At 74.0% G+C, this 11,507-nt stretch carries 11 protein-coding genes; 10 read left to right on the plus strand and 1 reads right to left on the minus strand.

Annotated elements, in window-relative coordinates; all coding sequences use genetic code 11:
* Nucleotides 1-121: 121 nt before the first annotated feature.
* From KG103_RS15520 to KG103_RS15535, 4 genes are all read left to right on the plus strand, one after another.
* Nucleotides 122-1,066 carry a carbohydrate ABC transporter permease gene (locus KG103_RS15520; RefSeq protein ID WP_207339408.1) on the plus strand — a complete coding sequence of 315 codons (945 nt, stop codon included), beginning with the start codon at nt 122-124 and terminating at the stop codon, nt 1,064-1,066.
* Nucleotides 1,059-2,006 carry a carbohydrate ABC transporter permease gene (locus KG103_RS15525; RefSeq protein WP_207339409.1) on the plus strand — a complete coding sequence of 316 codons (948 nt, stop codon included), beginning with the start codon at nt 1,059-1,061 and terminating at the stop codon, nt 2,004-2,006. Before KG103_RS15520 ends, KG103_RS15525 begins: the two co-directional genes overlap by 8 nt.
* Before the next feature lie 66 nt (nt 2,007-2,072).
* Nucleotides 2,073-3,407, plus strand: coding sequence for an ABC transporter substrate-binding protein (locus tag KG103_RS15530; RefSeq protein ID WP_207339410.1), 1,335 nt, complete (start codon nt 2,073-2,075; stop codon nt 3,405-3,407).
* Between the two features lie 145 nt (nt 3,408-3,552).
* Nucleotides 3,553-4,686 carry a hypothetical protein gene (locus KG103_RS15535; RefSeq protein WP_207339411.1) on the plus strand — a complete coding sequence of 378 codons (1,134 nt, stop codon included), beginning with the start codon at nt 3,553-3,555 and terminating at the stop codon, nt 4,684-4,686.
* Nucleotides 4,687-4,701: 15 nt separating this feature from the next.
* On the opposite strand, the gene idi is transcribed toward KG103_RS15535, so the two are convergent.
* Nucleotides 4,702-5,229: an isopentenyl-diphosphate Delta-isomerase gene (gene idi, locus KG103_RS15540; protein ID WP_207339412.1), complete on the minus strand. Its 528-nt coding sequence runs from the start codon at nt 5,227-5,229 to the stop codon at nt 4,702-4,704.
* Nucleotides 5,230-5,720: 491 nt separating this feature from the next.
* Here idi and KG103_RS15545 point away from each other — a divergent pair, with 491 nt between their 5' ends.
* The 6 genes from KG103_RS15545 (at nt 5,721) to KG103_RS15570 (ending at nt 11,479) form a co-directional block, all read left to right on the plus strand.
* Nucleotides 5,721-6,869: an ABC transporter substrate-binding protein gene (locus tag KG103_RS15545; protein ID WP_207339413.1), complete on the plus strand. Its 1,149-nt coding sequence runs from the start codon at nt 5,721-5,723 to the stop codon at nt 6,867-6,869.
* The gene (locus tag KG103_RS15550; protein WP_207339414.1) at nt 6,869-7,738 is read left to right on the plus strand and encodes an ABC transporter permease; all 870 of its coding nucleotides are present in this window, start codon (nt 6,869-6,871) and stop codon (nt 7,736-7,738) included. The genes KG103_RS15545 and KG103_RS15550 overlap by 1 nt, the downstream gene beginning before the upstream one ends.
* Complete coding sequence (locus tag KG103_RS15555) at nt 7,714-8,604, plus strand: ABC transporter ATP-binding protein (RefSeq protein ID WP_372434849.1); 891 nt, start codon at nt 7,714-7,716, stop codon at nt 8,602-8,604. Before KG103_RS15550 ends, KG103_RS15555 begins: the two co-directional genes overlap by 25 nt.
* Nucleotides 8,601-10,013, plus strand: coding sequence for an LLM class flavin-dependent oxidoreductase (locus KG103_RS15560; protein ID WP_207339415.1), 1,413 nt, complete (start codon nt 8,601-8,603; stop codon nt 10,011-10,013). The genes KG103_RS15555 and KG103_RS15560 overlap by 4 nt, the downstream gene beginning before the upstream one ends.
* Nucleotides 10,010-11,032 (plus strand): aldo/keto reductase, encoded by a 1,023-nt coding sequence (locus tag KG103_RS15565; RefSeq protein ID WP_207339416.1) that lies wholly within the window; start codon nt 10,010-10,012, stop codon nt 11,030-11,032. The genes KG103_RS15560 and KG103_RS15565 overlap by 4 nt, the downstream gene beginning before the upstream one ends.
* A gap of 156 nt (nt 11,033-11,188) precedes the next feature.
* Nucleotides 11,189-11,479: a M48 family metalloprotease gene (locus tag KG103_RS15570; protein WP_207339417.1), complete on the plus strand. Its 291-nt coding sequence runs from the start codon at nt 11,189-11,191 to the stop codon at nt 11,477-11,479.
* The last annotated feature ends 28 nt before the right edge of the window (nt 11,480-11,507 follow it).

Here is an 11,507-nt window from a genome sequence, read left to right on the forward strand (position 1 = left end):
GAACCGGTTTCCAGTTCCGGGTGAAGCGCGTCGACGCGGCACCGCGGAGCCGGGCCGCGCACCGCAGCCTCCGCCGCGACGACGCGACGGGGCCGGGCCGAGCACGAAGAGGTGATCGACGATGTCCGTGGTCTCCGAGCTGCGCCGCGCGGCGCGCCCCGGACCGCCGGGCCCACCGGGGCGAGCTCCGCTGCGACGGGGCGACGGCCGCGCGGCCGCCGTCTTCCTGGCCCCGTGGTTCCTCGGCCTGTTCGCCATCACCGTGGGACCGATGGTCGCGTCCGCCTACCTGGCCTTCACGGACTACAGCCTCCTGACCGACCCCAGCTGGGTCGGCCTGGAGAACTTCGCCCGGATGCTCGACGACACCCGGCTGCACAACGCGCTGCGCGTCACGTTCACCTACGTGCTCACGGGTGTGCCGCTGCAGCTCGTCGTGGCACTGGGGCTGGCCATGCTGCTCGACCGCGGCATGCGGGGCCTGCCCTTCTACCGCTCGGTGTTCTACCTGCCCTCGCTGCTCGGCGGCTCGGTGGCGATCGCGATCCTGTGGCGCCAGATCTTCGGCGTCGACGGCCTGGTCAACTCGTTCCTCGCGTTCTTCGGCGTGCCCGGCCGGGGCTGGGTGTCGGACCCCGACACCGCGCTGTGGACGCTCGTGATCCTGCACGTGTGGACCTTCGGCGCCCCGATGATCATCTTCCTCGCCGGGCTGCGGCAGATCCCCGAGATGTACTACGAGGCCGCGTCCATCGACGGCGCCGGACGCGTGCGCCAGTTCGTCCACATCACCCTGCCGCTGCTCACGCCGATCGTGTTCTTCAACCTCGTCCTGCAGGTGATCGGGGCCTTCCAGTCGTTCACGCAGGCGTTCGTCGTCTCCGGCGGCACCGGCGGCCCGGCCGACTCCACGATGTTCTACACCCTCTACCTGTACCAGAAGGGGTTCACGTCGCTGGAGATGGGGTACGCCTCGGCGATGGCGTGGCTGCTGGTGATCATCGTGGCGGTCCTCACCGCCATCAACTTCCTCGCCTCGAAGTACTGGGTCTTCTACGATGACTGAGGTCCGCGTGCGCACCGATCCGCACCCCCCTGCCCCCCGCGACGCCGGCCTGGCCGCGCGCACGTCCGCCCTCGCCGCCGAGAGCACGAGCCGCCACCCGCGCTCCCCGTGGCCCCGGCGCCTGCGCTCCGTCGGCAAGCACGTGGCCCTCGTGCTGCTCGCCGTGGCCATGATCTACCCGCTGATCTGGTTGCTGGTCAGCTCGATCAAGCCCAGCGAGCTGATCTTCCGCGACGTGTCGATCATCCCCACGCAGGTCGACCTGACCAACTACACCGAGGGCTGGAACGCGCTGCTCCACCCCTTCGGCCACTACATGCTGAACTCCGCGATCGTCGTCCTGGGGTCGCTGGTCGGCAACCTGGTGGCGTGCTCGATGGCTGCCTACGCCTTCGCGCGCCTCGAGTTCCGCGGCCGCAGGGTGTGGTTCGCGATCATGCTCATGTCGATCATGCTGCCGATCCACGTGGTGATCGTCCCGCAGTACGTGCTGTTCTCCCAGCTGGGGTGGATCAACACGTTCCTGCCGTTGATCGTGCCCAAGCTGCTGGCCACCGACGCGTTCTTCGTCTTCCTCATGGTGCAGTTCTTCCGGGGCATCCCCCGCGAGCTCGACGAGGCGGCGCGGCTCGACGGGTGCGGCCACGGCCGCATCTACCTGCGGATCATGATGCCGCTGGCGATGCCTGCCCTGGCGACCACGGCGATCTTCACGTTCATCTGGACGTGGAACGACTTCTTCAGCCAGCTGATCTTCCTCACCAACCCCGACATGTACACCGCACCGATCGCGCTGCGGACGTTCATCGACGCCACCGGCCAGAGCTCCTGGGGCCCGATGTTCGCCATGTCGATCGTCTCGATCCTGCCGATCTTCCTCGTGTTCCTGCTCGGCCAGAAGTACCTCGTCAAGGGCATCGCCACGACCGGCATCAAGTAGCACCCCGGCCCGGCCGGGGCTGTCGTCGTGACGGACACCGCCGTCCTGCTCACCCCTAGGAGAGACATGCGCACCCCTCGCACCCGCCGCGGCCTGCGGCCCGCCGGCCTGACCGCCGGCCTGCTGGCCGCCGCCCTCGCCCTCACCGCCTGCGCCCAGGGCGGCAGCGCCGACACGGGCGGCTCCGCGACGTCCGACGCCGCGGACCCGGACGAGCCGGTCACCATCCGCTGGTCGTGGTGGGGCTCGGACACCCGCCACACGCTCACGCAGGAGGTCATCGACCTCTTCGAGCAGAAGAACCCCACCATCACCGTGGTCCCCGACTACACCGACTGGGGCAGCTACTTCGACAAGCTCTCGGTCTCCGTGGCCGGCGGCGACGCGCCCGACGTCATCACGCAGGAGGAGCGCTACCTGGCGGACTACGCCGCCAAGGGCGTCCTGGCGGACCTGTCGGCCCTCGACGTCGACACCTCGAAGATCGACGACACGATCCTGCAGTCGGGCACCATCGACGACGCGGTGTACGGCATCGCCACCGGCGTCAACGTGTACTCGGTGGTCGCGGACCCGCAGGCCTTCGCCGACGCGGGCGTCGAGATGCCCGACGACACGACCTGGACGTGGGAGGACTACGTCGAGATCGCCAACGAGATCACCGAGAAGTCCGGCGGCGCCGTCTACGGGGCCCAGGACTACGGGTTCAACGAGCCGGGCTTCTCGATCCTGGCCCGCCAGAACGGCCAGTCCCTGTACGACGAGGACGGCGCGCTGGGCTTCGAGCCCGAGCTGCTGGCGCAGTGGTGGCAGCACTCGCTCGACATGCAGGCGGCGGGCGGCCAGCCCGAGGCCGCGAAGACCGTCGAGGTCGACGCGGGCGGCCCGGAGCAGTCGCTGGTCGGCACCAACACCGGTGCGATGGCGTGGTTCTGGTCCAACCAGCTCACCGCCCTGTCCAACGCGTCCGGCCGTCCGCTGCAGCTGCTGCGCGTGCCCGGCGAGTCGCAGTTCGACCGCACCGGCATGTACTTCAAGCCCGCGATGTACTACTCGGTGTCGTCGAAGTCCAAGCACCCGGAGGCCGCCGCGAAGCTCGTCGACTTCCTGCTCAACGACCCCGACGCCGGCGCGATCCTGCTGTCCGACCGCGGCCTGCCCGCCAACACCGACGTGCGCGCGGCGGTGACCGACAAGTTCGCCGAGACGGACAAGCAGGCCGCCGAGTTCCTGTCCTCGCTCGAGGACGAGATCGTCGACGGCCCCGTCGTCCCGCCCGCGGGTGCGGGGCAGGTCACGGAGATCACCAAGCGCCTGAACGCCGAGGTGCTGTTCGGCCGGATGACGCCGCAGCAGGCCGCCGAGCAGTTCGTCCAGGAGGTCGAGGCGGCGATCTCCTGACCCCGCCGCGCGACCGACGCACCGACGCCCCCGGAGACCGCCTCCGGGGGCGTCGTCGCGTCCGCGCCGGGCCACCCCGCGCGGGCGCGAGGGCGCGGGTGCGAGGCGCACGGCAGGTGTGTGAGGGTGGGCGCCGGGAGGCGACGTGACCGACAGGACGGACAGCACGGGCGGGACGAGCACGACCGCCCGCGAGGCGGCCCGGGCCGGCTACGCGTTCGCCAACGAGTTCGTCAACGTGGTCGCCACCCTGCCCGGCGGCGTCCGCGTGCGGACGGCGGGCCGGTGCGGCGGCATGTCGTTCTCCGTGCTCGACCACCTGGCCGCCGGACGCGACGCGCCGTCCTGGCCGCCCGCCCTGTTCGCCCCGGGGCGGGTGCCGCCCGACGGGCACCTCGTGGCGGACCACCTGCGCGCCCGCCAGCTCGACTCGTTCCGCTCCGCCTCGGCGCTGCGGTTCCTCACGTGGTCCGTGCTGCCCGACGCCGACGTCGGGCCGCTGGCCGGGGTCCGCACGCGGACGTGCCGCGAGCTGCCCCGCGTGCTGCGCGCGCTGGCGGAGGGCCACCCCGTGGTGCTCGGCCTGGTCGTCGCGCGCACCCTCGTGCGCTCCGGGGACAACCACCAGGTCGTGGCGACGGGGTTCGTCCGCGACCCGGTGACCGGCGCCGTGACGCTCACGGTGCTGGACCCCAACAGCCCGCGGCGCGAGGTCACGCTGCATGCGACGGCCGACGGCTGGCGTGCGGACGACGGGCGGCTGTGGCGCGGGTTCTTCGCCCACACCTACCGGCCGCGGACGCCGCCGCCCCTGCCGGGCGCGTCGCGACGCCCCGGCACCGCGGTGCGGCCCGACGCGTCGCTCGCCCTGGTCCACGTCGCGACGGGGCGCCGGCTCGTCGTGGCCGACGGCGTGCCGGCGCTGCGGGCGCAGGGCACGACGACGTGGGCGCCGTCCGCACCGCGCACGGGACGGGGCCTGGCCGACGGCGCCCTGGTGCTGCTGGTGGCGGCGGGCGACGCACCCCGTGCGCTGACCCTGGGTCCCGACGGCCCCGCGCTGGCCGACCCACCGGCCGGGGCAGGGGCGCCGGGCGGCCACGACGCACCCGGTCCGGAGGCGTGGCGCGTCGTCGTCGAGGGGGGCGGCGCCTGGCGCGAGGGGTCGCGCGTCCGTCTGCTGCACGCGGCGACGGGTGCGCTGCTCCGGGGTACGGGTGACCGGCTCGGGAGCACGTTCACGCCGGACGCGCAGACCTGGTGGACCGTCGGGTCGTGACGGGCAGGGTCGGGCTCAGGCCCCCACGGCGGCGGCGTCGAGCACGCGCAGCACGTCGGCGAACCACGGGGTGACGACGCCGGCGGCGACGAGCTCGTGCGCGCGGGCCGGCGTGACCCACTCGGTGCCGTCGACCTCGAGCGGGTCGGGGGCCAGCTCGCCCTCGCACCGGCCGACCAGGACGTGGTCGTACTCGCACTCGACGTGCCCGGAGACGTCGTCGGGGGCGCGGTAGCGGAACGTGCCGACCTCGCGGGCGTCGACCAGCTCGACGCCCAGCTCCTCGCGGACGCGCAGCGCGGCACGCTCGTGCAGGTCGGTCCCGGGCAGGGGGTGGCCGCAGCACGAGTTGGTCCACAGGCCCGCGAACCGCAGCTTGGTCAGCGCGCGGCGCTGCAGCAGCATGCGCCCGTCGGGGCGCGTGAGGACGACCGAGAACGCGCGGTGCAGCCGTCCCGGCGCGCGGTGGGCCTCGGCCACGGTCGTGGTGCCGGTCGCCCGACCGTCCTCGTCGACCAGCTCGACCCGGTCGGTCTCCGCCATGGGTCCCGCCCTCCCTCGTGTCGCGGTGCGGCGCGCGCGCCACGGACCTGCGGCTAGTACGACACGTCGGGCCGCCGGGAGCAAGCCGGTGCGGGCGCCCGCAGCGGGCGGCACGGCGGATCCCGCGGCACGTCGCGCCCGTGACGTCTCAGGATGCGATCACCGGGTTATTCCCGACTGATCCGGTATGCAATTGTCGACGCATGCCCGCACCGACCCCCACGCACGCCGCCGCCCCCGTGCTGCGGTCCCGCGCGTGTCGGTCGTGCCCGGCCCCGCGCTGTCGCTGACCAGCGCCCCGGACCCCGCCGCCGCCCGGCCGCGCGGTCCCGCCGTCACCGGTCCCGCCGGTCCCCGCCCCTGATCCCGGCACGCCTCCGTCACGCCCACCACCCGCAGGCCGACACCCCGAGGCGTGCCCGCACCACCCCCACCACGACCGCCGTGCGCACCTCGCGCCCGGCACCCGCACCCTGCCCGGAAGGCCCGTCATGCCCCTCGCACCCCCCGGCCCGGTCACCGGCCGGACACCCGCCCCGCCCACCGCCCGGCCCGTGCCCGCTCGCGTCCGTGGACGCCGGCTCGCCGCGCTCGCCGCCGCCGCGCTGCTGCCCGCCCTGCTCGGCGCGTGCACCGGCGACGCCGTGGCCGACACCCCCGCCGCGACGGGCGCCCCGTCGGCCCTGCCCACCGCGGTACCCGCCGGGACCACGCTGGTCGTCGGCGACCCCACCACGCAGGAGGCCGTCGAGATCGCGGGCGACGACCTCGACGCGGACCTCGGCTTCACCATCGAGTGGGCCAACCTGTCCGGCGGTCCGCAGACCAGCGAGGCGTTCCGGGCCGGCGCCCTGGACGTCGGCGCGGTCGCGGACATCCCGCCCATCCACGCCGAGTGGACGGGGCTCGACGTCAAGATCGTCGCGGCGGTCTACCGCGAGGACTGGGAGCAGAACCCCATCTACGAGTTCGGGGTCGGCCCCGACGTCGACGGCGTCGAGTCGCTCGAGGACTTCGCCGGGCACCGCATCGCGTACTCGCCCGGGCAGGCCCAGGGCGTCATCGTGCTGCGCGCGCTGGAGGCGGCGGGTCTCACGACCGACGACGTCACGCTCGTCGAGCTGCCCAGCAACGGCGACGTCTACACCACCGCGCTGGCCGCGGGCGAGGTCGACATCGCGCCCATCGGCGGCGTGCAGATCGCGCGCTACCTCAAGAAGTACGGCGTCGACGGGGCGCACACCGTGCGGCACGGCCTGCGCGACGACCCGAGCCACCTCTACGTGCCGACGTCCGTGCTGGACGACCCCGCCAAGGCCGCCGCGCTGCGCGCCTACGTGCAGCTGTGGACGCAGGCCAAGCTCTGGGTGCACGACCACCCGGAGGAGTGGAAGGCCGGGTACTACGTGAAGGACCAGGGCCTGAGCCCGCAGGACGCGGACTACCTGGTGGAGCGCGCCGGCGTCCCCGACATCCCCGAGGACTGGACCGAGCACATCGCCCGGCACCAGGAGACGGTCGAGCTGCTGGCCGCCGCCACCGGCAACGAGGTGCTGGACGCGGCCGACCTGTGGGACGAGCGGTTCGCCCCCGTGGTCGCGCAGGCGGCCGCCGACTACCGCGCGAGGGAGGCCGGCTGATGTCCACGCTGTCCCTCCCCCACGGCCTGGCCCGCCGGCCCGCCGCCCGCACGGCACCACCGGCCGCACCCGCCCGGCGTCGCGCCCGCGGCACCCGGCGCCTCGGCCCCGGCCGTCCGCTGCGCGGCGGCACGCTCATCGGCCTCGGCGCGCTGCTCGCCGTGTGGTCCGTCGGCTCGGCCGTCGGGTTCATCGACCAGCGCACGCTGTCGGCGCCCTGGACCGTGGTGACCACGGCCGCCGACCTGGTCGCCGACGGCCGGCTCCAGGAGCACCTGGCGGTGTCGGCCGGGCGCGCGCTGTCCGGGCTCGTCCTCGGCGTCCTGGCCGGGACGGTGCTCGCCGTGGTCGCCGGCCTCAGCCGCTGGGGCGAGGCCGTCGTCGACGGGCCGGTGCAGCTCAAGCGGGCCGTCCCGAGCCTCGCGCTGCTGCCGCTGCTCATCCTGTGGCTCGGCATCGGCGAGACGATGAAGATCGTCACGATCCTGCTGGGCGTGCTCATCCCGGTCTACATCCACACGCACAACGGCCTGCGGACCATCGACGCGCGGTACGTCGAGCTCGCCGAGACCGTCGGGCTGTCGCGGTGGGGGTTCCTCACCCGGGTGGTGCTGCCGGGCGCCCTGCCGGGCTTCCTGCTGGGGCTGCGGTTCGCCGTCACCGGCTGCTGGCTGGCGCTCGTCGTCGTCGAGCAGATCAACGGCACCGCCGGCATCGGCTACATGATGGAGCTGGCCCGCACGTACGGGCAGACCGACGTGATCGTCGTCGGTCTCGTCCTCTACGGGATCCTCGGCTACGGCTCCGACCTGCTCGTCCGGATCGTGCAGAGGAGGGCCCTGTCGTGGCGACGCACCCTGGCGGACTGACCGCACCCGGCCCCACGGAGGACACCCGCGTCCCGGTCCGCTCGGCCGTGCCGGCACCCGCGCACGGGGTGCTCGCCGACGAGCGCGTCACCACCGACGACGGCTCGGTGCGCGTGCGGGACCTGGCCCGGGCCTACGGCCTGGGCGAGGGCGACGGGCGTGTGCTGCGCGGCCTGGACCTGACGATCGCCGCCGGGGAGTTCGTCGCGATCCTCGGACGCAGCGGCTCGGGCAAGAGCACGCTGCTGCGCGCGCTGGCCGGCCTCGACCACGACGTGCACGGCACCGGGACGATCGCCGTGCCGGAGCGCGTGTCCGTGGTGTTCCAGGACTCGCGGCTGCTGCCGTGGGCGCGGGTCCTCGACAACGTGGTGCTGGGCCTGCGCGGCCCGGGGGCGCGTGACCTGGGCGCCGAGCGCCTGGCGGAGGTGGGGCTCGCGGGCCGCGAGCGCGCCTGGCCCACCGAGCTGTCGGGCGGTGAGCAGCAGCGGGTGTCGTTGGCCCGCTCCCTGGTGCGCGAGCCGCAGCTGCTGCTGGCCGACGAGCCGTTCGGGGCGCTCGACGCCCTCACCCGTACCCGCATGCACGCCCTGCTGCGCGACCTGTGCGCGCGGCACCGGCCGGCGGTCCTGCTGGTCACGCACGACGTCGACGAGGCGATCGTGCTGGCCGACCGGGTCGTCGTCCTCGACGCCGGACGCATCACCCTCGACACCCCCGTCACCCACCGCGACCCGGCCGACCCCGGGTTCGTGGCCCTGCGCCGAGGGCTGCTCGACGCCCTCGGCGTGCCCCCGGTCGTCCCCTCGTCCGGCACCCCGTCCACCTCACTGCCCACCTCCCTGCCCCACAGGAGCACCCCATGACCGCACCCCGACGCGAGGGGCAGCTGCACCTCAACGCGTTCCTCATGAGCACCGGCCACCACGAGGCGTCGTGGCGGCTGCCCGAGTCCGACCCGTCGTACCGCAGCACCGACATCGGCTACCTGCAGCGGCTCGCGCAGACGGCCGAGCGCGGGCACCTCGACTCGATCTTCTTCGCCGACGGCCCGGCGCTGTTCCGCGACGTGGGCCGACGCCCGTCCGGCACGCTCGAGCCGACGGTCGTCCTGGCGGCGATCGCCGCGGTGACGAGCCGCATCGGGCTGATCGCGACCGCGTCGACCACCTACAACGACCCGTACAACCTGGCCCGCCGGTTCGCGTCCGTCGACCACATCAGCGGCGGGCGCGCGGGCTGGAACATCGTGACGACGGCGCACCTGGAGGCCGCCCGCAACTTCGGCCAGGACGAGCTGCCGTCGCACCGGTCCCGCTACGAGCGCGCCGCGGAGTTCATCGACGTCGCGCTGCGGCTGTGGGACTCGTGGGAGGACGACGTCGAGATCGGCGACAAGGAGGCCGGACTGTGGGGCGACGCGACGCGGATCCACCCGCCCGAGCACGTCGGCGAGCACTTCCGGGTCGCCGGGGCGCTGACGACGCCGCGGTCGCCGCAGGCGTACCCGCTGCTGGTGCAGGCCGGGTCCTCGGAGGACGGCAAGGACCTCGCCGCGCGCTACGCCGAGGCCGTGTTCACGGCGCAGCAGACGCTCGACGACGCCCTGGCGTTCACCACCGACCTCAAGCGCCGGGCCGTCGAGTGGGGCCGGGACCCCGCCGGGCTGCTCGTGCTGCCGGGCATCGTGCCCGTCATCGGGGCGACCGAGGATGAGGCGCGGGCGAAGGAGGAGGAGCTCGACCGGCTCATCCGGCCCGAGTACGCCCGCGCCCAGCTCGCCAAGACCCTGCGCGTCGACCCCGACGACCTGCCGCTCGACCGCGAGCTGCCCGCCGACCTGCCGAGCGAGGACGAGATCGAGGGTGCGAAGTCGCGGTACACGCTGATCGTCGAGCTGGCGCGGCGCGAGCACCTGACCGTGCGGCAGCTCATCGGCCGGCTCGGGGGCGGCCGCGGGCACCGCACGTTCTCGGGGACGGCCGAGCAGGTCGCCGACGCCATCCAGGAGTGGTGGGACGCGGGCGCCGCCGACGGGTTCAACATCATGCCCGCCGTGCTGCCGTCGGGCCTGGAGGAGTTCGTCGACCAGGTCGTGCCCGTCCTCGTCGACCGGGGCCTGTTCCGCAGCGGGTACACCGGCACCACGCTGCGCGACCACTACGGGCTCGCGAGGCCCCCGCACCCCCGCACGCGCACCACGCCCGGCCTGGGCATCGGCGTCCTCGCCGCGGACGCCACCTCCGGCACCACCCACGAAGGAGCACACGCATGACCACGTACCGCCCGCTCGGCCGCACCGGGGTCCAGGTGTCCCCGCTGACGCTCGGGACCATGAACTTCGGCGCCTGGGGCAACCCCGACCACGACGAGACGGTCGCGATCCTGCACCGCGCGCTCGACGCCGGCATCAACGTCGTCGACACCGCCGACGTGTACGCCCGCGGGGAGTCCGAGACGATCGTCGGCAAGGCGCTCGTCGGTCGTCGCGACGACGTCGTGCTGGCCACCAAGGTGCACGGCCGCCTGTCCGACGAGGTCAACCACGCGGGCAGCTCGCGCCGGTGGATCGTGCGGGCCGTCGAGGACTCGCTGCGCCGGCTGCAGACCGACCGCATCGACGTCTACCAGGTGCACCGCCCCGAGCCGGGGACGGCCCTCGACGAGACCCTCGGTGCGCTCGACGACCTCGTGCGCGCCGGCAAGGTGCTGTACGTCGGGACGTCGACGTTCCTGCCCTCGCAGCTCGTGCAGGCGCAGTGGGTCGCGGCCGACCGGCGGCTCGCGCGGCCGGCGACCGAGCAGCCGCCGTACTCGATCCTGGCGCGCGGCGTCGAGCGCGAGGTGCTGCCGCTGGCCCAGGAGTACGGGCTCGGCGTGCTGCCGTGGAGCCCGCTGGCCGGCGGCTGGCTGTCGGGCCGCGCGCTCGACGGGTCCCGCGCGGGCTCGCCCCGCCACGAGCGGCAGCCGGGACGGCACGACCCGTCACTGCCGGAGAACGTCGGCAAGGCGGTGGCCGTGCAGCAGCTCACCAAGGTCGCCGAGGCCGCCGGGCTCACGCTCGTGCAGCTCGCGCTCGGGTTCGTCCTGGAGCACCCGGCGGTGTCGAGCGCGATCATCGGCCCGCGCACCCAGGCCCACCTCGACGCGGCCCTCGCGGCGCTGGACGTCCGGCTGCCCGCGGACGTCCTCGACGAGATCGACCGCATCGTCCCGCCCGGCGTCACCCTCAACCCCGCCGACGCGGGCTGGCACCCCCCGTCGGTCACCGACCCCACCACCCGCCGGCGCTGACCCGCCGGCGTCCGCTGCGTCGGGCTGCGGGAGGGGCCCGGGCGGGGCGCGGCACGGGGGCGTTGCGGCGAACGGGTGAGCGTCGCCGCTCGAGGGGCGGGCCCCGCGTCCTGGTGATGAGATTTCGGGGTCCCACCCGCCTCACCGAGGAGCCACATGTCCCAGGCCCCGTACCCGTCCTACCCGGCCTCCGACCAGCAGGACTCGCTGCCGCCGATGCCGGCCAAGCGGTCCAACCTGCTGTCGATCATCTCGTTCCCGCTGTCGGCGATCGCGCTGCTGTTCGTGCCGATCCTGTTCGGTGGTGTCGCGATCGTCCTCGCCAGCATCGCCAAGTTCTCGCGGCGCGAGCCGCTCGGGACGGTGGCGTTCGTCATCTCGATCGTGGCCACGGTCATCGGCATCGTGCTCGGGGCGGTCGTCGGCATGATGAGCGCCGTCGCCTGACCCGACGACGACCGAGGCCCGACCCCCG

The organism is Cellulomonas wangleii (assembly GCF_018388445.1).
Classification (GTDB): domain Bacteria; phylum Actinomycetota; class Actinomycetes; order Actinomycetales; family Cellulomonadaceae; genus Cellulomonas; species Cellulomonas wangleii.